Origin of the sequence: Thalassomonas actiniarum (assembly GCF_000948975.2) — a bacterium.
GTDB lineage: Bacteria > Pseudomonadota > Gammaproteobacteria > Enterobacterales > Alteromonadaceae > Thalassomonas > Thalassomonas actiniarum.
The window spans coordinates 4,402,356-4,427,304 of the sequence record NZ_CP059735.1 but is presented as its reverse complement, the minus strand read 5'-3'; the positions used below and the strand labels follow the sequence as shown (position 1 = coordinate 4,427,304).

At 48.6% G+C, this 24,949-nt stretch carries 20 protein-coding genes and 1 pseudogene; 15 read left to right on the top strand and 6 right to left on the bottom strand.

Features of this window, described 5'->3' with window-relative positions; translation table 11 throughout:
• Positions 1-12: 12 nt before the first annotated feature.
• Together SG35_RS19225 and SG35_RS19220 are read right to left on the bottom strand one after the other, a co-directional pair.
• Positions 13-783, bottom strand: a complete 771-nt coding sequence (locus tag SG35_RS19225) for an ABC transporter ATP-binding protein (RefSeq protein ID WP_044836163.1) — start codon at positions 781-783, stop codon at positions 13-15.
• A gap of 9 nt (positions 784-792) precedes the next feature.
• A complete protein-coding gene (locus SG35_RS19220; RefSeq protein WP_044836164.1) occupies positions 793-2,049 on the bottom strand; it encodes an efflux RND transporter periplasmic adaptor subunit in 1,257 nt (418 codons plus the stop codon).
• A gap of 230 nt (positions 2,050-2,279) precedes the next feature.
• Here SG35_RS19220 and SG35_RS19215 point away from each other — a divergent pair, with 230 nt between their 5' ends.
• From SG35_RS19215 to SG35_RS19190, 6 genes are all read left to right on the top strand, one after another.
• Positions 2,280-2,975, top strand: coding sequence for a response regulator transcription factor (locus tag SG35_RS19215; RefSeq protein WP_044836165.1), 696 nt, complete (start codon positions 2,280-2,282; stop codon positions 2,973-2,975).
• Positions 2,976-3,007: 32 nt separating this feature from the next.
• Positions 3,008-4,810, top strand: a complete 1,803-nt coding sequence (locus SG35_RS19210) for a sensor histidine kinase (RefSeq protein WP_053043470.1) — start codon at positions 3,008-3,010, stop codon at positions 4,808-4,810.
• A 418-nt stretch (positions 4,811-5,228) separates the two neighbouring features.
• Positions 5,229-5,441 (top strand): hypothetical protein, encoded by a 213-nt coding sequence (locus tag SG35_RS19205; RefSeq protein WP_044836166.1) that lies wholly within the window; start codon positions 5,229-5,231, stop codon positions 5,439-5,441.
• A 56-nt stretch (positions 5,442-5,497) separates the two neighbouring features.
• Complete coding sequence (locus SG35_RS19200) at positions 5,498-6,190, top strand: DUF4336 domain-containing protein (protein WP_044836167.1); 693 nt, start codon at positions 5,498-5,500, stop codon at positions 6,188-6,190.
• Between the two features lie 109 nt (positions 6,191-6,299).
• On the top strand, positions 6,300-6,617 hold the full coding sequence (locus tag SG35_RS19195; protein ID WP_044836168.1) for a YciI family protein: 318 nt from the start codon (positions 6,300-6,302) through the stop codon (positions 6,615-6,617).
• 71 nt (positions 6,618-6,688) lie between these two features.
• Positions 6,689-6,913 carry a DUF6429 family protein gene (locus SG35_RS19190; RefSeq protein ID WP_044836169.1) on the top strand — a complete coding sequence of 75 codons (225 nt, stop codon included), beginning with the start codon at positions 6,689-6,691 and terminating at the stop codon, positions 6,911-6,913.
• 90 nt (positions 6,914-7,003) lie between these two features.
• Here the strand turns inward: SG35_RS19190 and SG35_RS19185 are convergent, their stop codons facing one another.
• Together SG35_RS19185 and SG35_RS19180 are read right to left on the bottom strand one after the other, a co-directional pair.
• Complete coding sequence (locus SG35_RS19185) at positions 7,004-8,506, bottom strand: aldehyde dehydrogenase (RefSeq protein WP_274055164.1); 1,503 nt, start codon at positions 8,504-8,506, stop codon at positions 7,004-7,006.
• 75 nt (positions 8,507-8,581) lie between these two features.
• A complete protein-coding gene (locus tag SG35_RS19180) occupies positions 8,582-9,484 on the bottom strand; it encodes a dihydrodipicolinate synthase family protein (protein ID WP_274055163.1) in 903 nt (300 codons plus the stop codon).
• 307 nt (positions 9,485-9,791) lie between these two features.
• Between SG35_RS19180 and SG35_RS19175 the strand changes: the two genes are divergently transcribed.
• The 5 genes from SG35_RS19175 to SG35_RS19155 all read left to right on the top strand — a co-directional run bounded on the left by SG35_RS19175 (position 9,792) and on the right by SG35_RS19155 (position 13,556).
• Positions 9,792-10,802 (top strand): proline racemase family protein, encoded by a 1,011-nt coding sequence (locus tag SG35_RS19175; protein ID WP_274055161.1) that lies wholly within the window; start codon positions 9,792-9,794, stop codon positions 10,800-10,802.
• Positions 10,803-10,834: 32 nt separating this feature from the next.
• Positions 10,835-12,058 (top strand): NAD(P)/FAD-dependent oxidoreductase, encoded by a 1,224-nt coding sequence (locus SG35_RS19170; protein WP_274055160.1) that lies wholly within the window; start codon positions 10,835-10,837, stop codon positions 12,056-12,058.
• Positions 12,059-12,150: 92 nt separating this feature from the next.
• Positions 12,151-12,549, top strand: coding sequence for a DUF2784 domain-containing protein (locus SG35_RS19165; RefSeq protein WP_044836431.1), 399 nt, complete (start codon positions 12,151-12,153; stop codon positions 12,547-12,549).
• Between the two features lie 106 nt (positions 12,550-12,655).
• Positions 12,656-13,123, top strand: coding sequence for a hypothetical protein (locus SG35_RS19160; RefSeq protein WP_044836432.1), 468 nt, complete (start codon positions 12,656-12,658; stop codon positions 13,121-13,123).
• A gap of 46 nt (positions 13,124-13,169) precedes the next feature.
• Entirely contained in the window at positions 13,170-13,556 is a 387-nt protein-coding gene (locus SG35_RS19155; RefSeq protein ID WP_053043507.1) for a VOC family protein, read from the top strand.
• Between the two features lie 33 nt (positions 13,557-13,589).
• On the opposite strand, the pseudogene SG35_RS19150 reads toward SG35_RS19155, so the two are convergent.
• Positions 13,590-13,958, bottom strand: a pseudogene (locus SG35_RS19150) (methionine-R-sulfoxide reductase); the annotation flags it as partial.
• A 58-nt stretch (positions 13,959-14,016) separates the two neighbouring features.
• Entirely contained in the window at positions 14,017-15,090 is a 1,074-nt protein-coding gene (locus SG35_RS19145) for a patatin-like phospholipase family protein (RefSeq protein WP_044836435.1), read from the bottom strand.
• Positions 15,091-15,409: 319 nt separating this feature from the next.
• Here SG35_RS19145 and SG35_RS19140 point away from each other — a divergent pair, with 319 nt between their 5' ends.
• The 4 genes from SG35_RS19140 to SG35_RS19125 all read left to right on the top strand — a co-directional run bounded on the left by SG35_RS19140 (position 15,410) and on the right by SG35_RS19125 (position 24,776).
• Positions 15,410-16,690: a M23 family metallopeptidase gene (locus tag SG35_RS19140; protein ID WP_044836436.1), complete on the top strand. Its 1,281-nt coding sequence runs from the start codon at positions 15,410-15,412 to the stop codon at positions 16,688-16,690.
• Positions 16,691-17,288: 598 nt separating this feature from the next.
• Positions 17,289-20,402: a glycosyl hydrolase family 18 protein gene (locus SG35_RS19135; RefSeq protein ID WP_044834003.1), complete on the top strand. Its 3,114-nt coding sequence runs from the start codon at positions 17,289-17,291 to the stop codon at positions 20,400-20,402.
• Positions 20,403-20,569: 167 nt separating this feature from the next.
• Entirely contained in the window at positions 20,570-22,015 is a 1,446-nt protein-coding gene (locus SG35_RS19130) for a lytic polysaccharide monooxygenase (RefSeq protein WP_044834002.1), read from the top strand.
• 127 nt (positions 22,016-22,142) lie between these two features.
• Positions 22,143-24,776, top strand: coding sequence for a glycosyl hydrolase family 18 protein (locus SG35_RS19125; protein WP_044834007.1), 2,634 nt, complete (start codon positions 22,143-22,145; stop codon positions 24,774-24,776).
• Positions 24,777-24,949: the final 173 nt, after the last annotated feature.

The following is a 24,949-nucleotide window of genomic DNA, read 5'->3' as shown; positions in this document are numbered from 1 at the left end:
CCTTCACTTTACTTATACCGCAACGGCTGACGATGTTATGGTGGCCGGGGCTGTGGCGGGTTTATCCGATATGATCTGACCATCAAATACTTCAATAATACGCTGGCTGCGAGCCGCCGAAGCAGGATCATGGGTAACCATGCAGATGGTGGCGCCGTCTTGATGCAATTCATCAAGCAGGGCCATCACCGATTGGGCATTTTTAGAATCCAGGTTCCCGGTGGGTTCATCGGCAAGAATAATCGCCGGTTTGCCGGCAATGGCCCGGGCAACGGCAACCCTTTGTTGCTGTCCGCCGGAAAGCTGGGAAGGGTAGTGGTTGGCGCGGTGAACCAAATCGACTTTTATCAGGGATGCATACATCATGTCCTGGCGTTGCTTGTGACTGAGGTCCGTTCGGTAGGTCAGAGGCAGTTCAATATTTTCTGCCACCGTTAAGTCACTGATCAAATTAAATGACTGAAAGACAAAACCAATTTCTTTATTGCGGATCCTGGCGCGTTCATCGGCGTTAATGTTCGAGGCATTATGCCCGGCAAGTTGATAGATACCTGCGCTGGGGGTGTCCAGCAGCCCCAGTAAAGACAGCAGGGTCGACTTACCACACCCGGACGGCCCGGTAATGGCCAGGTATTCTCCTTTAACTATGGTTAAGTTGATGTTATCCAGTGCCCTGGTTTCGACTTCGTCGCTGACAAATACTTTATTGAGTCCTTTTAGCTCGACTAATACCGGCGGCTTAGCCGGATGAATGGCGCTGTTGTTATTGGTTGTTTGTGCCATGCGATGCTCCTAATTGATATGAATTTGTTGATGTTGTTGCCAGCTCGAACTGTCTGACACTATGATGCTTTCACCTTCTTTTAATCCCTGCTCGATTTGGATGTATTGGCTGGACATATTGCCAAAGGTCACCCCGTGTTTATTGGCGTAGCCGCCTTGTTTGTCTATCAGGTAAACACTGGACTGACTGAAGCTGGTGGCAAACATAGGACGTTTAACAAACAGGGTGTCGGCGATGGTGGTGATTTCAATGACGCCATCTACGGTGAGCTCAGGGCGGACTTCTTTGGGCAGGGGGCCAAGCAGTTCAACATCAATTTGCACTGAGCTGTTAAGCACGGCGGGATCAATGCGTTGCACTCTGCCCGGAATTTTACTGCTGCGGGTATCCAGGGTGACTTTCTGGCCGATGACGACGTCTTTAATTTGCTTTTCCGGAATGCGAAGTTCGGCAATAAAGCGATCGGTTCTGGCAAGCATCGCCAGGTTGGTGCCGGCATTGACTTGCTGGCCCAGTTCCATCGGCATGTCCTGCACTATGCTGTCCATAGTCGCTGTTACTTGTAAACCGGCGACTTGCTGCTCAATGCGCTCTACGCTTTTACGCATACTGCTTAGCCTGGCTTCATTTGCCTCTACCTGTGCCTTGAGGTTTTCCCGTCTTTTATCTAAGCGTCTTTGTTCAAGATCCCAGCGCTGCTTATATTGTGCGACGTTAATTTTCACTTCTTCATAGTCGATTTTGGAGATGGCGACTATGCCCTGGTCCAGAAGCTCTTTTTGGGCGTCCAGCGTTAACTGACTTTTATTAAAATTCAGTTTTTCATTGATCACCGCAATTTCCTGATCCAACAAATCAGATTCTAAGGCAACTTGCCGTGCCCGTGTTTCTGCCTCCAATGCCTGGAGCTGCCATCGGGCCTGCGTTAATTGTTGCTGCAATTGCGGGTTACTCAGTTCCAGCAGCAGATCACCTTTTTTTACTTTGGCGCCTGCTTTTTTTAGCACCCGTTCAACCCGGGCCGGTACATTGGTGGCTATCCAGCGAATATCTTTCGGCGCCAGTACCCCGGTGCCACGCACCGAAATGTTAAGCTCTCCCCGCTGCACGGTAGCGATTAACAAGCTGTCTTTATCTGCCAGGTATGAGGCTCGGCTTTTGTTAAACAGCAAGAATAAAATCAGGGTTAACGTGATTAACAGGCTGATTATCAGCAGTATTTTTTTACTTAATTTATTTTTTTTATTCGGCCTAACTATATCCATAATCTACTCGATGTATTAATGTTCATGCCTGTTATCAACAGGTGAGCTGATAGGGCTACTATAGAAAGGCGCTTAACGTTAAAACAGGCAGGAAAAGTAAAAATTCTACGGGGTAAATTTTACAAAAGTTTACACGTGATTTTGTCCAACCCCTGTATCTTGAACACTTAGGATCTAATTGTTCCGGAAGCTTCACCCGGCAGTATCAATAACAATAATAAGGTAATAATTTGAGCATCAAACCTAAACTTCTGATCGTAGAAGATGAACCCCATATCTTAAGAGGCCTGACAGATTTATTTGTCTTTCACGGTTATCAGGTTGAAAGCGAGAGCGATGGCCAAAAAGGCTTAACCCGGGCATTGGCCAGTCAGTATGCCTGTATTATCCTGGATGTGATGTTGCCGTCTATCAATGGTTTTGAAATTTGTAATAAGCTGAGGCAGCACTCCCGCACCCAGCCCATTATGATGTTGACGGCAAAGAATTCCGAAGAAGATATCATTAACGGTTTGACGCTTGGCGCTGACGATTATGTTGCCAAGCCGTTTTCTACCTCCGAACTGGTGTTGCGTGTCAATGCCCTGATCAGGCGTTCGGGCTGGACCGGCACTGATAATAAGTTGGTACTCAGTGATGGCGTATTTATTTGCACGCAAACACTCACCGGTAGTTCTTATCAGCAGGAAATAAAATATACCCGCCGCGAAGTGGAAATTTTAGATTATCTGCAGCGTCAGCATAAACCCGTTTCCCGTGATGAGTTGCTCAGGCAGGTATGGGGTTATAAAACCACCTGTGATATCGATACGCGCACGGTTGATATCCATATCGCCAAAATCCGTAAGAAAATAGAGACAGATCCCAAATCTCCCCGGCATTTAGTGACCCACCGCGGCGAAGGGTATCAACTACATGTTGTTTAACTTGATGTTTTTGAAAAGGGTGAGTAGCTAAAGTGCGGATTTTTCCAAATAATCATTTGCTTAATTATGCTCAGCGTTTGCGCCGGTTACGTTATTTAGCCATAGGGTTTTTGCTGTGTTTATTGATTCCCCTGGGGATCTTGCTGTATTTCGGCTTTTTGCAAATCGAGAAAAATTTACTCGAACAGTATCAGCGTGAAGCAAGCAGCCTGGTTCAGGTAACAGAAAGAACCTTGGCGAAAAGAAGAATGCTCACCAACGCCTTACCTGCGGACGCATTTGAGTATTATCAGCAGGTATATAATCCGGTTACCCGGCAGTCGCAGCAGGTGCTGTCGCCTCTGGCGCAATTAGACTTTGCCCAGCCCAAAATTTCGCAACAATTAGACGGGTTAGTTGGCTTTTTTCAATATAACAGCCAGGGAGATTTTAACAGTCCAATCTGGCCCTATGTTTTATCTGACAGCAGCCTGTCCAAAGAGGATACGGATAAAGCCGGGCAACAGGCGTTAGCTCAGCCGTTAAATCCGGCGTTAGGTCCGGAATTGCTGGTACGCAAAGAAACGGCAGTTAACATCTACCAGCTCCTGTCTCAGTCCAAAACAATACAGCAACGACTCCACGATGGTTTAGGTGAAAAGCAGTATTTATTTACTATGGCTTTTGATATTCCCGGTTATTTTATTTTCTACCGGGTTGTTTCGGTGGCAGAGCAAAGCCGATTGCAAGGTTATTTGGTGGAGCGCGAACCTTACCTGTTTCAATTATTGACCGAAGTGCTGGAACAGAGACGTTTTGACAGCCCGATAATGATTAAGCTAGAGGATGTAAAGTACTCCACCGAGCCCGAGTATTTTTTCTATCAAAACTTGCCTGACGGTCAGGTAAAAGTGAGCCGGGAGCAACAAGCCGAGCCGCGTTTTCAGCAACAAGTGATATACAGTAACAGGCTTCGCTGGCCTTATGATGGCTATTCCCTGTCCCTGTCGACCAACTCGCTCCCTATGACACCGGCTATGGTCTATAGCAGCGTTTTTATTATTGTGCTGATTGCGGCCATTTTGTCCGCCTGTTATGGCTTTTATCGTTTGAGTGTCAAGCAACTGGCATTAGGGGAGCAGAGGCTTAACTTTGTCTCTTCGGTCAGCCATGAGTTAAAAACGCCGCTTACCTCCATTCAAATGTATTCGCAAATGCTGAAAGAGGGCACGGTAATATCCGAAGAATATCAGAAAGAGTATTATGAGTTTATCTATGCTGAAAGTGAGCGCCTTACGCGCTTGATCAATAATATTCTGCAGCTTTCTAAACTGAGCCATCAGCAACAGGCCGTACAGCCGGAACATACGCCGCTGACGGTTTTACTGGATATAATTCGCTCTAAAACATCGTCGCTAATTGACAAGCATGGCTTTCAGCAAAATATGATGGTTGAAATAGCTAACGCCGCGGAGATGTTGGTTTTTGTTGATAAGGACGCCTTTTCCCAGGTGATCATTAATATTACCGACAATGCCGTTAAGTTTTTTGACCAGGAGCAGATCAATGATGCCGGCCGGCAAAAAATTGATTTTATCTTTCGTCAGCATGCTAAGTCTAAGCAGCTGATTCAAATGGAAATACGGGACTATGGTCAAGGAATAACCCCGGAGCAGGAAAGTAAGATTTTTGAACTCTTCTATCGTGGTGGCGATGAATTAACCCGGACCACCCAGGGAACAGGGATAGGACTGGCCTTAGTGAATGAACTGGTATCGGCGCAGCAGGGGGAAATAAAGGTCGAAAGAAGAGAGCCCGGGCTGGCGATGCTGCTTTCATTTCATGTTAAATATTGATTAACAGCTCCTGGTGAAAACTCACTTAAGCTGGCAGTATGCCATGTAGATCATCAGGTTGCTGCCTTTGTTGTACCGGTAGGGTAAACTGGTGCCAATAAAGGAAATCGTGGATTCGTAAAGTTATCTATGCGTTAAGCACAGTTAATGCGCCGTTTGTCATCTTTATAAATAACAGGATGTATTTTTGCCTTTAATAAAACTTTTCGCGATATTTTTGTGCGAATATTTATTTGTCAGAAATTGCATTATCGGATGTTTCTCCCGAGAGCAAAGGATTCGAGCAAAAAACATTTTGCCTATCAGGTGAGGAGATTTGCATTCCTTACCTAATCCGCCGAGCCCTATAACCCCAATGACTTTGAAGGTAAGAAAGGTATTTACTATAACCTGCACGGGGGAGGAAACGGTATAGTAAATGAAATTTCTTATCACCTTAGATCACCGCAGGGTAGCATTGCCAAGCCGTGACGAACAAAAGTTGTTTGGCAGTTGTGTGGTGAAAATAGCCGATGCCAGACATAATGATATGTCGGATGCAGGACCGGATTGGTTAAAACAAAAAATTCAATATATAGTGTCACAATACCTAAATAAAACAGCAAGCTGTAATAAGTTGCAGCAGGTTTAGCCTTCGTTGGGCATTTGCCTGTTTTCACTACGGATCACTAGAAGGAAAGCGGTATTATGAGAAATATCGGAGAAGATATCTGGGTTCATGAAGATGTGATGAGCATGGCGGGTACGCCGCTGAGACTGCGCATGACAATTGTCAGGTTAAGCGACGGCCGGTTATGGCTGCATTCTCCGACGGCGCTTTCTTCCGAGTTAAAAAAGGAGGTTGAAGCCCAAGGGCAGGTGGCTTTTATTGTCGGCGCCAGTAACGGCCATAATTCCTGGCTGCAGCAATGGCAGGACGCTTTCCCCGAGGCCGGGCTTTATGTCAGTGGCGGCATCCCGAAGAAGTTAGGGCTGAGTCAATATCACTTGCTTGATCAGGCCTTTGATAATATCTGGCGTGATGATCTCGAACGCGAATATATGCCCGGGGTGTCTTTTTTTAATGAATCGGTATTTTTTCATAAAAAAACCAAATCACTGATCGTCACCGACTTTATCCAAAACCACAGTGATGAAACCCCGCCCGGCCTGGCAGGTGTGATCACTAAATGTATTTTCCGTCCCTTGGGATTTAAAGGCAAGTGTGTGGCGCCGCCGCTGAAAATGGGTTTTACCATCAAAAATAAAACCGACTTTGCCTCCTTTGTTACCCGGGTCAAAAACTGGAATTTCGACCGGATTGTAGTGACCCATGGCGATATTATCGAAGCTGATGCCGGTCAGGTGTTTGCCGGTTTATGTGAGCGGTTTTATCAATAACGGCAGCTACCGGGAACTGGCGCCGGAGTAAATAAAACATGAGTATACAGGTAATGGCAAATAAACAGCTATTATTATCAGGTCATTAGCAAAACAAAGGAGAAAGGGAATGCCTCAGTTTTTGATCACTTATCTTGGCGGCGAGCAGCCGTCCACCCCGGAAGAAGGCAAGCAGCACTTTGCCAAATACCAGGCCTGGCTGTCATCGCTGGCAGATGCGGCTATCAGCCCCGCCAACCCGATAAAAAATACCCATACCGTTCATCCCGACGGCAAGGTGACGGCAGTGAGTACTACCGCCATGTCGGGTTATACCATCATAGAAGCAGACTCTATTGAAGCGGCGCTGGCAATTGCCGGGGCTTGTCCTTTTCTTGAGGTGAAAGGTTCGCTTGAGGTCTCTGAGTTAATCAAGATGCCGGGGTAATTGGAAACAAGAACCCCAAAACATCAGTGTGTTATGTGTATTAAGTGCGAATTTTGAATGTGGAGTATTTTATGGAAATAGATGAAGATAAAATCGATTCAACAGTATTGGCACTCTTGTATCTTACCTTACACGATGAGCGCAGGGCATGGAAAGGCATGGATTTTGAGGTGATGAACCGGCTGCATGCGAAAGGGTTTATTGATGATCCCATCAACAAAACGAAGTCGGTGTGGTTGACTGATGAGGGGTTGAAAGCCTCAGAAGCCTTGTTTAATAAAATGTTTACCAAATAAAGCCCTGTTTTAGGACATGCTTTAAATAACAACACCGACGCCACAGGGAGATGAATGGCGCGGTGCTGTTGTAACTGCAAACACTTAACCTTAGTCGGCTAAATCAAGCCAGACGGTTTTCACTTCACTGTATTGATCATGGGCCTGGAGCGAGTTGTCCCGGCCGCCAAATCCCGATTGTTTAAAACCGCCAAAAGGTGTGCTGATATCCCCTTCGGAGAAACAGTTTACCGATACCGTACCTGCCTGAAGTTTGCGGGCATAGCGATGGGCCTTTTTGACATTGGCGGTATATAAAGAGGCCTGCAGGCCGTAACAGCTTTGGTTGGCGAGTTCGAGCGCATGCTCGTCAGACTCGGCTTCCATCAGGCAAAATACCGGGCCGAAGATTTCTTCAACCGCTATCGTCATCTCAGGGGTGACATGATCAAATAAGGTCGGCGCGATAAATAAACCGTCATTGAGTTTAATCGGTGCGCCGCCCATGAGCAGGGTGGCGCCTTCGGTAATGCCGGTTTCAATATAAGTCAGTATTTTATCGTATTGGCCGCGGTTGATAATACTGCCTAACATAAACTGGGGATCGAGGGGATCGCCGGTTTGCCAGTCGGCCATTTTTTCAATGATTTTTCCGGTGAGTCTGGCTTTTACTGTTTTGTGGATAATGATGCGGGAATTGGCGGTACAGTTTTGTCCCATGTTCCACAAGGCGGCAGCGACGATGTTCTCTGCCACCGAATCCAGGTTTTCGGCATCGCTAAGCACCACACTCGGGCTTTTGCCGCCGCATTCGAGCACGATGCGTTTTAAGTTGCTTTTTGCCGAATATTCCAGGAAACGTTTGCCGGTATTGGTAGAGCCGGTAAAGGCGACAATTTGCACATCCGGATGCAAGCCTAAAGGTTCGCCGACATCTGGCCCCAGGCCGGGTAAGACATTAAAGACCCCGGCAGGAATGCCCGCTTCGAGGGCGAGTTCCGCCAGGCGTAAAGTGGTCATGCTGGTGCTTTCCGCCGGTTTGATGATAACCGAGTTGCCGCATGCCAGCGCCGGTCCCAGTTTCCATGCCGCCATCATCAGCGGGAAGTTCCAGGGTAAGACACAGCCCACCACACCCAGGGGCTCGCGCACTATCATACCTAGCTTATCGTCGCCGGAAGGGGACAGTTGCTGGTATAACTTATCGGTGGCCTCGCCATGCCACTGCAGACAATGGACGGTTTCCGGTAAATCGGTTTTTACACATTCGTGGATTGGTTTTCCCGCTTCCAGGGCTTCCATCACAGCCAGCTCGGTGGCATTTTCTTCAATCAGCTGCGCAAACCTTAAGATCGCTTTTTTGCGATCGCTGGGGTGTAAATTTGCCCAGTCGCCGCGTTCAAAAACCGCTTTGGCATTGGCGACGGCGATATCGACATCTTTATGGTTACAGGCGGCGATTTCGGCCAGCACTTTACCGGTTGCCGGGTTGGTGCTGGGCATAGTACCGCCGTCAACGGCGTCAACAAATTTGCCGTTAATAAAGGCCTTGGCAGGCAAGGTTAACTCGTCTGCGAGTGCCTGGTACTGCTGCTTTGTGAGTAGATCTGTCATGGAAGTCCCTCTTGTGTTAGTGGGCTAAAAATAAGCTAAAAATAAGCTAAAAATAAGCTAAAACTAAGTAAGAAATCAGCTCGCCATTATTTGCTCTAATTGTTGTGCCGCGGTTTTAATCACTTCGCTTACCTGGGCCGCCATTTCATCATCAAGCGCCAGCATAGGCAGGCGCACCGGACCCGGCGTTAACCCTTGCAGCTGTGCGCCAAGTTTTACGCATTGCACAAACTTGCCGCTTTGCTCTAAATATTCCATGACCGGCATTAATGCCGCCATAAACTGTTGGCCTTTAACAAAGTCTTTTTCCACCACGCAGGCCTGATAGAAAGCGACACAGGCACTTGGGAAAATATTGGCGCAGGCACAAACCCAGCTTTGGGCGCCCCAGACAAAAAATTCCAGCACCTGATCTTCGGCGCCGGCACTTACTTGCAGCTGCGGATAGTCCAGGGTTAACTGGTGAATACGGTTAACATCGCCGCTGGACTCTTTAATGGCGACGATATTAGGACGGTCGGCAATCAGGTCCAGGCACTGGGTGTCGATTTCCACCCCGGTACGGCCGGGATAGTTATAAAGAATGATCGGGATACCGGCGGCTTCATCAATACGGATAATATGTTGAGCCAGCTCTTGCGCATCGGGCAGGGAATAAGGGGGCGCGGCCACTAACATGGCATCTGCGCCGGCGGCTTTTGCTGCCGCGGCATATTGATAGGCTTCTGTGGCCAGCATGTCGTTGACACCGGCAATCCAGGGGACACGGCCGGCAATATATTCATTGGCAAATGCAAATTGCTCCAGGCGTTCGGCTTTGCTCATGCCGTAAAATTCACCGGTCGAACCGCCGATGATCAAACCATGAACACCGCTGTCGATTTGTTTGTCTAATACTTGCTGCCAGGCGGCGTAGTCGATATTGCCTGCCTGGTCGAAAGTGGTGATCACCGGGGTATATATGCCTTGAAATTTCATTAATGTTCCTCTGGAGTTTTTCAAACGAAAGAAAAACCAAGTTAACTTGATTGAATATGGGAAAAGCATAACAAGCTTTAAGTATATTGTATACAATTTTTTATAGGGAGAAAAATGAAGGTTTTATTTCATTAAGATGAGTAAGATGGGTAATAAGCAGGAATCAGTCGCTGATCTTTAGAAAGCTATTTATTGCTGCGGCAGATTTTTCGATATTATCTATTGACGGATCTTTTGTATACAATATATTATTCGCTTGTGTTTAATTATTTTGAGTATCGGCATGCGCTGGAAAAAAACGTTACATATGGTTGAAGCTCACGCAGAAGGTGAAGTGGGCAGGGTAGTGACCGGGGGAATAATCGATATTCCCGGAAAAACTATGCTGGAGAAAATGACCTATATCAATGAGGTCGACGACAGCATCAGGCGTTTTTGTGTGTTCGAACCCCGGGGTTATGCCCAGATGAGCACTAATATTTTGCTGCCGCCTACCCGGGAAGACGCCGATGCCGGTTTTATTATTTTACAGGGAGATCAGGCCCATGCGATGTCGGGCTCCAACTGTATCTGTACCACCACGGTTTTGCTTGAAACCGGTATGGTCGAGATGCAGGAGCCGCAGACCCAAGTGGTTTTTGATATGCCTGCCGGCCTGGTAACGGCAACTGCCGACTGTAAAGACGGCAAATGCCAGCGGGTCGAACTGACCATGACGCCGAGTTTTGTCCATGAGCTGGATGTAAAAGTCGAGACTGAGTCTTTCGGCACATTAACGGTTGATATTGCCTTTGGCGGTATCTTTTATGCCCTGATCGACTGCCGGCAATTAGGTATCAGCATAACGCCGGAAAATGCCAGGAAACTGGTGGCAATCGGCAGCGAAGTGCAGCGCCAGTTAAACCGGCAAATGCAGATAGTACATCCGGAAAACGATCAGCTTAAAGGGATTTCCTATGCCATGCTCACGGATAAAACCGAAAGCGGCGAGCCTGTTGGCGCTACGGTTTTGCCCCCCGGCAGGCTGGACCGCTCTCCCTGCGGTACAGGCAACAGCGCCCGTATGGCGGTGATGTATGCCCGCAAAGAAATTGCCGTCGGGGATAAGTACAGTGCCTATTCCGTTATCGGCAGCCGTTTTGATATCAGCTTTACCGGTATTAGTGAAGTCGCAGGGAAAACCGCGGTTTTGCCTAAGGTTTCCGGCCGTGGCTGGATTCACGGTTTCCACCAGATTGGAGTGGATCCGAGCGATCCTTACCCGCAAGGTTTCAGCCTGTCCGATTGCTGGGGTGAAGCCGACGATTTGCTGCGCTAAGCCGTTGGTCTGATACAGGAAGAAGCTAAAGCATGATAAAGTCAGAGCAGATGTTAAAAGGTAAAAATATTGCCATCGTCGGGGCCGGTATTGTCGGCGCCTGTTGCGCCGCCCACTTGAGTGCCTGTGGTGCTAAAGTAACTGTGTTTGACCGGGCGATGCCGGGGCAGGCGGGGCCTTCGAGGGGCAATGCTGCGCATATCGCCGCCTCGGCTATTTTTCCGCTGGCCGCCCCCGGGATTTTGCTTGATGCCTTGCCTATGCTGCTCGATGCCAAGGCACCGTTAAAAATGCCCCTTGGCCAGTGGCCGAAACTTATGCCCTGGTTGGTGAGTTTTATGCTCAATGCCAATAAAAAAACCTACCAGGCAAACATTGATAAACTCGGCGAATTTAACCAGAGTGTCTACAAGGATACCGAGCAACTCTATCAAGCGGCGGGATTAAGCGATCACTTGCATCGCGACGGTGCGCTTTATTTATATGAAAGCGGGGCCAGCCTGGATAAAAGTCATCAGGAGTTTGCTACCCGGGAGAGGTTTGGTTTTGACTGTCACCGACTGAGTGCGGAGCAAATTTATGAACTTGAGCCTGAGCTTGCGAAAATATTCAGCGGCGGTTATTTAATTCCCGGGTGGATGACGGTAAGCGATCCTAAAAAAATTGTCAGCGGGTTAATGGATTATTGCTATAAGCTGGGCGGACAATTTATTTGTGAAGATATTACCGCCTTAACCAGCACCGGTCATGGCGTTAAGGTAAATTTTAAAAACGGCAACAGCGCCGGTTTTGATCAGGTGATAGTCGCCGGTGGGGTTAACTCCGGGCCACTGGTAAAAAAACTGGGGCAGAAAAAACTGCTTACCGCAGAAAGGGGCTATAACTTAACCTATACCCGACCCGGCATAGCCATCAACCGGGCGATAATGTTTGCCGATCGCGGTGTGGTGGCCACCCGGGTTGATGATGGCCTGCGTATCGGCGGCTGGGCCGAGCTGGTCAGTGACGATATTCCGGTAAATCGGGATTATTTTACCCGGATCAATGAGATTGCCCGCGAGCTGTTTCCGGCATTAGACAGCACAGAGTTTTATCCCTGGATGGGGGCAAGGCCGTCGACGCCGGACTCTTTGCCTGTGATAGAGCGCAGCGAGGCCGATGCCAATATCGTTTATGCGTTTGGTCATGGTCATTTAGGCCTGACCCAGGGGCCGACAACGGCGAAAAAGGTGGCGCAGTTACTGGTGCCGGGCTGATTTCCTTTTCACTTTTCACCTGGTTCAGGCGCTTCATTGTCGTTGATTTGAGTTTAATTTCGGCCTGGCCGAACCGGTGAATAAGGGGGATTATGACGCAGCTATATCATTATCTGGCGGATGCTGTTTTACTGTTGCACTTTTCGTTCGTGCTGTTTGTTGTCGGGGCTTTGTTGCTCACCCTGCTTGGTGGATACCGGGGCTGGTTATGGGTGCGAAACTACCGTTTCCGCCTGTTTCACCTGTTTTGTATTTTGATTGTCATGCTCCAGTCCTGGCTCGGGGTGATATGCCCGGTGACCACCCTGGAAATGTGGCTCAGGGGCCTGGCCGGGGATAAGCAATACAGCGGCAGCTTTATCGGCCACTGGCTGGAATATCTGCTTTATTACCGGGCCCCTGACTGGGTCTTTATCCTTGCTTATTCACTCTTTGCCCTGCTGGTTGTACTTACCTGGGTTTATTTGCCGCCCAAAAAGAAATTATCATAAATTTATCAATAATCCCTTGCAGTTAGCCACTTTATTGCATAGAAAGTATGGTATAGGTAAATAAGGTGTGGAAAGTATCAACGGACAATAGAGGCTAAGAAATATTATGACGAATAATGCCCAGGGAAGTGAAAACAAGACACGGCAGTCAGCAAGTGGTGCACAGCAAGCAAGCGGCCAGTCTTCATCGGCAAAAGGATTCTCACTACCGGCACTGAGAAATAACATTCCCCCCGACTCTTCCCAAAACCCCCTTACCAGTTTAAGGGAAATCGCCAAAGATAAAGACATCGACCCCGAAATTCGCCAATGGTTATTCGACTATGCCGTGACCCGTTTTACCAACCGGCGCAAAATGGCCTATCTCGCCTTGCTGACCATTATCGGTATCGTGATTTTTCTTGGTTTTGGTGCTATATACGACGGCACGAGTGAATGTGTGATGGCAAAAACCTGCAACGGTATTTTAGCCAGCGTGAAAGAAGTAGACAGTGTTTTGGTTTGGGTAGTGGGTTTTTTGGCCTCGATAGTAGCGGCTTATTACGGGGTTTCAAGTTTCAGGCCTTCGAGTTAGCCTAAAGTGACCCTGAACTGTCGATAACATGATAAAGGAGAAAGCGGTGAGTGATTTTAATACCCGGCATAACCGGGCGGTGTGGTTTGATATTCCTGTGGCAGATCTGATCCGGGCAGCAAGTTTTTACAGTAAAGTTTTGGCGGTTAAGGTAGATATTATGGAAGAAGAAGGCGTTACCTTTGCGGTGCTGGAGCATGGCGAAGGTAACGGCGGCTGCCTGGTGCCCAATGAGGAAGAGATCAGCGCCAAGGCGGGTATTATGCTTTATCTTAATGTCGACGGCCGGTTGCGTGATGCCGTGAGCCAGGTGAGCGCCCATGGCGGTAAAGTGATCACCGATATCCATGGCATAGGCCCTTATGGTTTTCGCGCCATTATTCATGACAGTGAAGGCAACCGCCTGGTGCTGCACTCGGAGTCGGATGCCTGAAAACCTTAGAGTTCCGGTGAGCTTAAATTATTGCTCGTCGCTACTGACAAAGTTCATCGAGATGGAATTAACACAGTGCCTGACGTTTTTTTCTGTCAGGCGTTCGCCGGTAAAAACATGACCGAGATGGCCGTCGCAGTTGGCACATAAAATTTCCGTGCGCCTGCCGTCACTGTCAGTTTCACGCTTGATTGCCCCGGGTATTTCATCGTCGAAACTGGGCCATCCGCAGTGGGAGGCAAACTTGCTGTCAGAGCGATACAGGGGGGCATCACATTGTTTGCAGGTATAATATCCTGTTTCAAAAAAGTCGTCATACTTGCCGGTAAAAGGACGCTCTGTGCCTTTGTTGATGATCACCCGGGTTTCTTCGGCCGTTAACGGGTTTAATTTTTTACTCATGATGTGACTCGCTCTCCTGATTTTTGCTGACATTCCCGGTTGCCTGCGCTGAAGGTTATTAGATTATTGGCTTTATTTCGGCTTTTTCCAACCGGTTTATTTGCTGGTCCAGCGCCTGGGCCAGCTGTTCGGTGGCGCTTAGTACGGTTTTCCAGTAATGAATTCTTTTATCCGGCGCCATAGCGGTAAAATCGGTGCGGTCGGGGATTTTGCCATGGGGCAGGGAGGTGACAAATTTATCGGAAGGCACCAACATCACGGTATTGTCATAATTTTCTGCTGAAATGCTGCGTTTCAGGTTTTTATCGAACCAGCCGGCCTTGGGGTTGGCATTAAAATGCGGGTAGAGGATCAAGCCTTGTTGGTATTTATCTGAGATGGCGCTTTTACTTTGTACTTTGATGTCAAAATGATAATCGACTATACCGCCGTCCCGGTACATGCCTTTGGGGGCATCGGGAATATCTTTTATGCCTGCCATGACCAGGGGAATCGAGCCGGATGCCAGCAAAGATTCTTTGAGGTTCTCCCGAGTTAAATCGATATAGCGGGTATCGAAACCGCAATAATCTTCTATCGCCAGCTGGCTTGACGGCGCTTTAAAAACGAAGCGCTGGTACTGGCGGCGTAATAACTTTCTGTCGATCTTATTAAGCACAAAGCTTTTCGCCAGCCCCAAAGTCAGGGCCAGCTTATTCTCGCTGGCGGTGAGCCCCTGGCTTTTGTTGACCAGGAAATGGGCTTTAAATACCGGGTTTTGCAGGATCTCGTCAATGCCGTTTTCTCCTAGCATATAATCGAGCAGGCCGATGGCTTTTTCGGTTATTTCTCCCCGGGTGGCTTTGGATGAATACACGGTTTCTGCATAAGAGGTCGCCATGCGGGTGATGGCGGCTAAGGGATCTTTTTGGGCAAAACAGGCGGCGCGAAATGCCCCGGCAGAGGAGCCTACCAGGTTAAGCTCGCTGTTCCTGTCTTTAAAAAACTCGCCAAAGAGGTATTTGTCCAGGCCAAATAAGGTGAACCATTTCGGGCCGCCGCTGGCGCCGAGAAAGGTATTGAATAAATCCGGCTTAAAGCCGTTGTCCCTGAGCACCTTTAGCGCCGTTTTACCGGCATATATATCTAACATAGGCTGTGTTAACGCTTGTTCCTGCTGAGAAAATTTGATCCGCGGGAGAATTATACCCGGGCATTGATGAATCACCAGTGTATTTTTATTTCATCATAAACGATAAAAAAGTAATTTTAAAACATAAGAAATAAGACAATTTTCATAAATCGGTAAGCTTGGTTTGTGAAACTTTGACCTGTTTACTAGGGTTATCAGGCACTTCAGGGATAAAGGTGTTTGTTATTTTTTGGTGCCGACAAGGTTTTTAACGGTTTGATTTTATATTTTGACGAATTGAAAAATCAATAAATTAACGTGAGTGAAAAGGATGCCACATATGTTTACCAGCCCCGGGTTAAAAAAGAAAGGTTTAGCTGTGTTGTTATTAACGGCTTCGTCAGTGCTGAGTGCACAGGACATTCATCAACAGGACAGTGAACGTTTTAATCCTCAGGCCTTGACACAAGTGCCTGCCATAGACAGTTTGCCGCAATTTAGCGATGCTAATTTTGTTTATGATCCCTTATCTGAGAGCTTAGATCTTAAACGTTATCTTGAAACTTATACGCCGCATTTACTGGACTATTACCAGTTAATTTCCCACTGGAGCGGTTACTACAGCATTAGTCCCAAAGTTGTTTTGGCCTTGATGGAGCTCAACTTGGATGTGATGCCTTCGGCTTTAGGCCCCTTGAATGAAAACACGGATTTTTCTCAGCTATTACAGCAGCAGCTGAAAAAGCTGTCCTCTTATTTCTATGACTATCAGCGGGTTAGTCAGCAAGGCCTGCAAAGGGAAGTACAGGTAGTGCAGGATGAAAATACACCGCAAACTAAGGTGATTTTGACGGCGGCAACGGCAGCCCTGATCGCTCTGATGCAGGAAAGTCTTTATCAGATGGGTCAGCAAAGTCGCGAGCAGGATAAGACAGTAATCAATGCTGATATTGCTTATCAGGATTTCCTGGCCATTTATGGCCAGCTTTTTGGCGAAACCGTGCTGGAAGCTTCATTGGCACCTGAGTTTGATGAAAGCAATGCTCAGCAGGCAGCCGTGGATGATATCAGCGCCTTAACCCCGCCAACCGATATGATGCAAATGCCCTGGCGGCAGGGATATACCTGGATCTCCAATGGCGCCCATTCGCATACCGGCTCCGGATATCCGTTATCTTCCATTGATGTCTCTTACAACTGGCCCGGCTGGGGGGCGCAAACCTACAGTGTTGCCTCTGCCCATAGCGGCTGGGTTAGCGTGTTTTCAGCCTGTCAGGTGAGGGTGACTAATCCTAACGGTTGGGGCACTAATTATTATCATCTGGACCATATTGAGGTGAACGACGGTCAGTGGGTTGATGGCAATACCAAGCTTGGGGTTTATGCCAGCAGCAGGCGCAATGCCTTGTGTCAGGGGGGAAGTTCTACCGGGCCTCATTTGCATTTCTCCTTGTTGTATAACGGTGCTTACCGCTCGTTGCAGGGAGTCAATATCGGGCCTTATGATATCAATGTTGGCAATTATAATTATGACGGGAATTGTTCGCGTTTCTGGCTTTGGAACAGCCTTGATCGCGTCTATAAATGTGCCTGGGACAAGTTGTATAACCCGGGAAGCTAACATTAAATTATCTATTTGATAATTATAATTTTATTAAGCTGTCAGGGGTCTTGGTTGATCCCTGTTTATCTTTAATGCCCCCAATCGTTGCTGCCTTAAGCTTACAAATCCAAGTTTCCCAACACCTTAATATCTTCTCTTTATCGATAATAACTTGTTTTAACCGTTGGCTTTATTTGCCAGCGGAAAGGATAAAAAAGCAAACAGCTGTAAATAAATAACGAAAAAAAGTTACAGAAAAGTGAAATTATACAAAACATCTATAACTTTAAGTTATAAGTTATTCTGTTGTGGAATAAGGTGGTTAACCTGTTGTTATTGGTGTGTTTGTTTTTTAGTCGCTTTAGGTTTTACTGAATATTGCATGTAAATAATAACAATTCTCACCGAAGGGGATTTTACTGCCGCATCGTCCTAAATTCAGGCTTTGCAGCGAGATAGTGGTTATTTTTTCTGTACTTACCGTATTTATCGTACAAATATCAGCCAACATTGAAAATAGTTAAAACTGTGATAGGTTTTATTTTACCTTTAAATCGAGGTAAAAATAACAAAAAGATAAGCAAGATTATCAAAATAAAAAACACAGAGAGGTTATATGGACATACAAAAAATCAAGCACAAATCGGCCGCGTTAGGGCTGATTTCCCTGGCAATAGCAGGGCTTCCGGCGCAGGCCGCCGAGGTTGACTGCAGCACACTTAGCCCTTGGCAGGCAGGACAAGCCTATCTGGCAGGCAACCAGGTTCAGGCAAGTGAGCAAGCGTTTGAAGCCAAATGGTGGAACCAGTCAAATCCCGTTGATAATTCCGGTCCCTGGGATGAGTGGAAAAAACTTGGCGACTGTTCAACTGGTACCCCGGATAATATTCCCCCCACGGTGAGTTGGATTTCCCCGGCAAACAATGCTTCTTTCGCTAAAAATGACAGCGTTGTCATTAAGGTTGATGCCAAAGATGCCGACGGCCAGGTGGCCGGCGTTGATTTTTATCTGGGAGAGAGCTTGCTGGCCACAGACACAGCTTCACCCTACCAGGTAAGCTGGACGGCCTTGGCCGGGCAGCACGTATTAACGGCGGTGGTGGTTGACGATAAAGGGGCCAAGGCTGATGCCCGGCCGGTGAATATTACGGTGACCGATGGCGGCCCGGATAATCAGGCGCCGACGGCATCTTTGGTGATCGTATCTGCGCCATCGCCGATCAAGATTGGCGACTCTGTGGTGTTTGCCTTATCGGGGGCCGATAGTGACGGCCAGTTAACGGCGTTGGAGCTGTTTGAAAATGGTATTTCCGTGTTTAGCAATACCGGCGCGGATGCCAGTTATACCTGGCAGGCGAGCAGGGCTGGTACAGTTGAATTTAAACTTGAGGCCAGGGATGATAAAAATGCCAGCGGCCAAAGTGAGGTGATAACCCTTAACGTACAAGAGGGCGGGGATCCCGGCAATGGCCGTGATGACTGTAAACCGGCAGGCCTATACCAGACGCCGGGCGTGAATACGCCTTATTGCAGTATTTACGATGCCGACGGCCGGGAAGAAATGGGCGCGGATCATCCAAGACGGGTCATTGGTTATTTCACCAGCTGGCGTAACGGCAGCAATGAGCAGCCTGCCTACCTGGTCAATGATATTCCCTGGGATAAAATTACCCATATCAATTACGCCTTCGCCCATGTTGATGTCAATGATAAAATTTCTATCGGTGATGCCAGTGCTGCCAATAACCCCGCCACCAGAATGCAATGGCCGGGTGTTGTCGGTGCCGAGATGGATCCTGACTTTGCCTACAAGGGACATTTCAACCTGCTCAATAAATACAAAAAACAGTACCCGGACGTGAAAACATTAATCTCGGTCGGTGGCTGGGCAGAAACCGGCGGTTATATCGGTGAAAATGGCCGGGTGGCCAGCGGCGGTTTTTATACCATGACCACCAATGCCGATGGCAGTGTTAACCAGGCGGGTATAGATACCTTCACTGCCAGTGTTGTGGATTTCATCCAGCAATATGGCTTTGACGGGGTTGATATCGATTATGAATATCCCACCTCTATGGATGATGCCGGTCATCCGGGAGACTTTGCCATCTCCAATGCCCGCCGGGGAGGATTAAATCAATCTTACCAGGTGCTGATGAAAAGCCTGCGCGAGGCGTTGGATATTGCCGGACAGGCATCGGGCAAGCATTATATGCTCACCATCGCCTCTCCTTCATCCGGTTACCTGCTGCGCGGCATGGAAACCTTCCAGACGGTGAAGTACCTCGATTATGTCAATATCATGTCGTATGACTTACACGGCGCATGGAACTCTCATGTCGGCCATAACGCCGCCTTGTTTGATACCGGGGAAGACTCAGAGCTTAAGGCCTGGGATGTTTATACCACCAAGGAATTTGAAGGCATAGGTTACCTTAATACCGACTGGGCGGTGCGTTATTTCCGCGGCGGCTTGAGCGCGGGGCGCATTAATATCGGTGTGCCGTATTACAGCCGGGGCTTTAAGGACGTTATCGGCGGCAGCCAGGGCCTGTGGGGCCAGGCGAAATTCCCGGATCAGGCTAATTGCCCGGACGGTACCGGCAAAGGGGATAAAAACTTCTGCGGCAACGGCGCTATCGGTATCGACAACCTCTGGCATGATATTGAAAACGACCGTGAAGTACCCGCCGGCAGCAACCCGCTGTGGCACCTGAAAAACCTGGAAAACGGCATTACCCCGAGTTATTTAACCGCTTATGGTTTGACGCCGGATACCGATCCCGACGACAGGTTTAGCGGCAGTTATGTCCGCCATTATGATGCGGTCGCCGTGGCCCCCTGGTTATGGAATGCAGAAAAAAGCGTGTTTTTATCCAGTGAAGATGAAGCGTCGATGGCGACCAAACTCGACTACATCATCAACAACGAACTGGGCGGCATCATGTTTTGGGAGCTGGCGGGAGATTTTGCTTTCGACAGCGTCAAGGGCGAATACTTTATGGGCTCAACCATGACCAGTCTGGCTTTTGATAAGTTCAAGCTCAGCGGCACGGCATACGGCACACAAATGGGCAACCCTGACTTTGCCTTACCGGCAGAGATGGTGGATATCAGCTTTGGCGTTAAAGACTTCCCGCTCGGTGATGACAACTATCCCATCAGCCCGACCTTTAGCTTTACTAATAACTCGCAAATCGATTTTACCGGGGCCACTATCTCGTTTGATGTACCTGTGTCGACCTCGGCGATTTTTAAATCCAACTGGAATGCCACCAAAAAGTTAAAGCTGGAGGTGGTTAGCAACGGCTCCAATGCGGCGGGGAACAATATCGGCGGTTTTGACAATGAATTCCACCGTTTCGCCATCACCTTAACCAATGAGTGGGGCGGGGTAGATGAAGCCTTTGCTCCCGGTCAGACGGTAGATGCTCAGGTGATGTATTACATGCCCGTAAGCGGTCCGGTGAACTTCACCATAGCTAAAAACGGTAAAAGCTACGCCTTTAAGTCTGAATATCCCAACTTGCCGGAAGCCACCGACGGTTCAGGCGGCAACACCTGTGGCGACCTGAACACGGATGTTATCCCTGTGTATCCCAACTGGCCGCAGGGGGATCATGCCGCAGGCGGTGACATGGTCGTGCATGACAATGCTGTTTATCAGGCCAAATGGTGGACCAATAGTGTGCCCGGCGGCGCCGATTGGGACTTAGTGTGTAGTCTATAACCGGCATACGGCAGAGATAACGCAAAAGCTTTTATTCGGAAAAAGTTGATAAAACAGCGTTGTTTCTGCCCAAAGCTCCCGGCCTTTTTACTCCTGAAATAATGACCTTCTTACGGTAAAAGCCGGGAAGGTCCGGGTTCGGTCGGGCTAAATTCAAGGAAAGCAAAATGAACAATAACACCTTAACGCAAAAAGCACTGAGCAAAGGGGTTGTTTTAGGCTTGGGCCTGCTGGTCTTGCAAACCCCTTTATCGGTATATGGTCACGGCTATGTTGACAGCCCGAAAGCGCGCCAGGCGATTTGTCAGGCGCAGGGAGGTTACTGGTGGCCGGAGACGGGAGAAAACATTCCCAACCTGGCATGCCGCGCCGCTTACCTGGCCACGGGCTATGTGCAGTTTGTCCAGGAGCATGAGTTTGCCGTCAATATTACCGATTATCAAAACCAGGCCGAAGTGGAGGCCCATGTGCCGGACGGGCTTTTGTGCTCCGCCGGCAGCGAGGAAAAAGGCGGCATGAACCTGCCATCGCCCCACTGGCAAGTAACAGAGGTGATGCCGGATGAGCAGAATAATATCCCATTCAGGTTTCGGGCGACTACCCCGCATAACCCGAGTTTCTGGCAATTTTACCTGACCCGGCAGGATTTTCCGGTTGAGAGCCAGGAGATCACCTGGGCCGATTTAGAAAAGGTGCAGGAATACGACGATATCGAAGTAAGCAAAGACAGCGACGGCAACAGCTATTACGAGATGTCGATAAATATTCCCGCCGAGCGTTCGGGACGCGCCGTGCTTTACACCCGTTGGCAGCGTTATGACGTGGCCGGAGAAGGTTTTTATAACTGCTCGGATATCGACATCAAACGTGATTCCACTCCGGTGAGCTGGCAGCCGATAGGTTATTTTGTCCGTCAGGGGCAGGAAGGAGCTGTGGGTGAATTTGCCCGGGCCCGGTTGTTTGATGCCACTGGCCAGGAGCTGATTAATCGCACCTTCACTGTCACCCAAGCCAATGTTAACCAATGGCAGCAAACCTTTGCCGCCGAGCTGGTGACAGACTTTCCCCAAGTATTGCAAATTGGGCTAAAAGACAGTGCGGGCAATATTACCTTTGATGTCAATAACCCGTTATCGAACCAGGTGTGGGTCACTGATAGCAACTACAGCTTTACCCTGAGCCTGGCAGCGACACCGGTAAATACCCCGCCGGTTATCGAAAACCTGCCGGACAGACAAGCCGATGAAAACACTTCGCTACAGGTAACGGTTATTGCCACAGATGCACAGCAAAGCCAGCTCAGTTATAGCTGGCAGGTGCCTGCGCCGCTGAGCTTCGTAGCTGATGGTGCCAACATCACTATTACCTTACCCGAAGTGGAACAAACCACAGATTTTAGCCTTGCTGTCACGGTTTCTGACGGTGAACTTAGCGCCAGTGAAAGTTTTAACCTTAAGGTCAATAACACCCTTGAACCGGATATTCCCCAGTGGAGCGCCGAGCAGGTATATGTCGGCGACGATTTAGTTCGTTATCAGGGACAAGTTTACCGGGCGAAATGGTGGACCCTCAATGAAATCCCCGGACAGGCAAATGTTTGGGAAAAACGTTAAATCATCATTATCAATAAACATAAACAATAAATAACCATAAGGCGGGCATAGTGTCGGTCAGGATAAAAAAGAGGAAGCTATGAAAGAAGGACGAGTGATTAAAAACAAGCTGAGCACAGCAGTAGGTATGGCCTTTACTCAGGTAAAAAGCGGGGTAAAAATAGGGGCAGTAATTTCTGTCATTAGCGCCGCACAGGCAGTGGCTGCGCCATCAACCCCCAGCCTTGATTGGCAGCCGCAAAACTACTCTTTTGTTGAAGTGGTACTTGACGGCACCGGCTCTTATAAGCAGCTGGTAACAGCGAAAGAGCAGGTGGATATTAAAATTAAATGGAATGCCTGGAGCGGCTCCGGCGGAGACGGTTACAAGGTTTATTTTGATGATGTTTTGGTAAACGAAGGCAGTTTGCCCGCCGGCACTAAAAGCGGCACCATTGAATTTCCTTATAAGGACTCGGGCCGCCATACCCTGACCATGGCTTTATGTGAGGGCAGCGACTGTGCCCGCAGCGCCGGTAAAGATATTGTGATTGCCGATACTGACGGCGGCCATTTAGCGCCCCTGGTGATGGATATTGACCCCAACAATAAAACCTATCCGAAACAAGCCAACACCGTTATTGGCGCCTACTTTGTCGAATGGGGTATTTATGGTCGCGACTTTGACGTCACCAATATCCCGGTGGATAACCTCACCCACTTGTTATACGGCTTTATCCCGATTTGTGGCCCTAATGAGTCGTTAAAAGAAGTGGAAAACGGTAACAGCTGGCGCGCACTGCAAACTGCCTGTGGCGACTCGCAGGATTATGAAGTGGTGATCCACGACCCCTGGGCGGCGGTGCAAAAAGCATTGCCGGGTATAGACAATAACGATCCCATCCGCGGCACCTATGCCCAGCTGATGGCGTTAAAACAGCGTAACCCCGACTTAAAAATATTGCCTTCGGTAGGCGGCTGGACCTTGTCGGATCCCTTCTATGGTTTTACCGAAAAAGCCAACCGCGACACCTTTGTTGCCTCGATGAAGCAATTCTTAAAAACCTGGAAGTTTTATGATGGCGTGGATATCGACTGGGAATTCCCCGGCGGTGACGGCGCTAATCCCAACTTAGGCAATCCGGCCACAGACGGCGCGGCTTACGTGGCGTTAATGCAGGAACTCAGAGCCATGCTTGATGAACTTGAACTGGAAAGCGGACGCAGCTATGAGCTGACCTCGGCTATCGGCTCGGGTTATGACAAGATTGAAGATGTCGATTATGCCGCGGCGTCCCAATATATGGACTACATCTTCGCCATGACCTATGACTTCTACGGCGGCTGGAATAATGTTACCGGCCATCAAACCGGCGTTTATTGCGGCTCGCATTTAAGCACAGATGAATGTGACGGTACCGGGTTGGATGATAACGGCGAGCCGAGAAAAGGCCCGGCTTATACCATGGACCATGCCGCCCAGTTATTGCTCGCGCAAAATGTCTCGCCAAGTAAAATTGTGCTCGGCACCGCCATGTACGGTCGCGGCTGGGAAGGGGTACTTCCGGCAAATGCCACCGATATCGATAACCCTATGACCGCCCCGGGCAATGGTAAGTTAACCGGCTCTAATGCCGAGGGTGTATGGGAAGCTGGTGTTATTGACTATAAAGGCGTTAAGGCCAATATGATAGGTGCCAGCGGCACCGGCATTAACGGTTTTGAAGTGGGTTATGACGAACAGGCTGAAGCGGCCTATGTTTGGAACCGCACTTCAGGCAAACTTATCACCTATGACAACCCGCGCTCGGTAAAAGTAAAAGGCCAATATGTCAGGCAGCATAACTTTGCCGGTTTGTTCGGCTGGGAAATTGATGCTGACAACGGCGATATTCTTAATGCCATGAATGAAGGACTGGCGGGAGGCGGTACCGATCCGGTAAACAACAAACCGGTAGTGAACCTGCCGGCTAACTTTACCGTTAACGCAGGTGAAAGCTTAATCATTCCGGTAACGGCGACCGACGCAGACAATGACCCGTTAACCTATCAATGGCAGGTAGACCCGGTGTTTAATGCCACGGGACAAAATACCGATACCCTGACTTTAACCGCGCCAACCCCGGCGCAAACCACGGATTATGTGATCAGTGCTGTGGTTTCAGACGGAAAAGCCACTGTCAGCCGTGACGCCGTGGTAACTGTTGTGGTTGATACCGGCGGAAATACCGCGCCTGAAGTTAGCCCGATTGCCGATGTCAGCATAGATGAAAACAGTTCGGTAGATATTAGCGTGACTGCTACAGATGCCCAGGGGGATACCTTGAGCTATCAGTGGAATCTGCCAGTTGGCATAAGCATTACCGGCAGCGGGGCGAATGTCAGCTTGTCTGTGGGTGAGGTGGATGCCGATACTGACTTTTCGGTAAGTGTTGATGTCTCTGACGGTCAGCTGACCAGCAGCCGCAGCTTTACCATCAGCGTGAAAAACAAAGACAGTGGCAATACTACCTGGTTAGCCTCCGAAATTTATGTTGCCGGTAATACGGTAATGTATGAAGGTACAGAGTATCGGGCCAAATGGTGGACTCAGGGAGACAGACCAGACCTTGGCGGTCCATGGGAAGAAGTCGTGCCTGATGACGGTCAGATCCGTCCGTGGCGTTCAGATCTTGCCTATAATGGCGGCGATAAGGTTTCTCATAACAATGCCAATTACCAGGCCGGTTGGTGGACTAAAGGTGAAGAACCGGGTACTGCCAGTGTTTGGGTAAAACTTTAACGCTTGAGATTGGTGTTTTAAAATGAAGTTCTGGCCTAAGCGGTGAAACGCTTAGGCCAGTTAATGCCACACTGCGGACATTAATAGTTTGAGTCGAAAGGCTGGTGCGAATTAAATTTTGTATTGGTAATTCAGCTATCAGCAAGTAACACTAATTACACAATCATTCAGAA

Excerpts from the sequence above, each read along its gene's own strand:
- SG35_RS19175 (WP_274055161.1), top strand. The coding sequence starts at position 9,792 with ATGGTTGAAGCTCACGCAGAAGGTGAAGTGGGCAGGGTAGTGACCGGG.
- SG35_RS19140 (WP_044836436.1), top strand. The coding sequence starts at position 15,410 with ATGTTTACCAGCCCCGGGTTAAAAAAGAAAGGTTTAGCTGTGTTGTTA.
- SG35_RS19165 (WP_044836431.1), top strand. The coding sequence starts at position 12,151 with ATGACGCAGCTATATCATTATCTGGCGGATGCTGTTTTACTGTTGCAC.
- SG35_RS19180 (WP_274055163.1), bottom strand. The coding sequence starts at position 9,484 with ATGAAATTTCAAGGCATATATACCCCGGTGATCACCACTTTCGACCAG.
- SG35_RS19170 (WP_274055160.1), top strand. The coding sequence starts at position 10,835 with ATGATAAAGTCAGAGCAGATGTTAAAAGGTAAAAATATTGCCATCGTC.
- SG35_RS19225 (WP_044836163.1), bottom strand. The coding sequence starts at position 783 with ATGGCACAAACAACCAATAACAACAGCGCCATTCATCCGGCTAAGCCG.
- SG35_RS19160 (WP_044836432.1), top strand. The coding sequence starts at position 12,656 with ATGACGAATAATGCCCAGGGAAGTGAAAACAAGACACGGCAGTCAGCA.
- SG35_RS19145 (WP_044836435.1), bottom strand. The coding sequence starts at position 15,090 with ATGTTAGATATATATGCCGGTAAAACGGCGCTAAAGGTGCTCAGGGAC.
- SG35_RS19185 (WP_274055164.1), bottom strand. The coding sequence starts at position 8,506 with ATGACAGATCTACTCACAAAGCAGCAGTACCAGGCACTCGCAGACGAG.
- SG35_RS19135 (WP_044834003.1), top strand. The coding sequence starts at position 17,289 with ATGGACATACAAAAAATCAAGCACAAATCGGCCGCGTTAGGGCTGATT.
- SG35_RS19200 (WP_044836167.1), top strand. The coding sequence starts at position 5,498 with ATGAGAAATATCGGAGAAGATATCTGGGTTCATGAAGATGTGATGAGC.
- SG35_RS19195 (WP_044836168.1), top strand. The coding sequence starts at position 6,300 with ATGCCTCAGTTTTTGATCACTTATCTTGGCGGCGAGCAGCCGTCCACC.
- SG35_RS19130 (WP_044834002.1), top strand. The coding sequence starts at position 20,570 with ATGAACAATAACACCTTAACGCAAAAAGCACTGAGCAAAGGGGTTGTT.
- SG35_RS19205 (WP_044836166.1), top strand. The coding sequence starts at position 5,229 with ATGAAATTTCTTATCACCTTAGATCACCGCAGGGTAGCATTGCCAAGC.
- SG35_RS19190 (WP_044836169.1), top strand. The coding sequence starts at position 6,689 with ATGGAAATAGATGAAGATAAAATCGATTCAACAGTATTGGCACTCTTG.
- SG35_RS19125 (WP_044834007.1), top strand. The coding sequence starts at position 22,143 with ATGGCCTTTACTCAGGTAAAAAGCGGGGTAAAAATAGGGGCAGTAATT.
- SG35_RS19220 (WP_044836164.1), bottom strand. The coding sequence starts at position 2,049 with ATGGATATAGTTAGGCCGAATAAAAAAAATAAATTAAGTAAAAAAATA.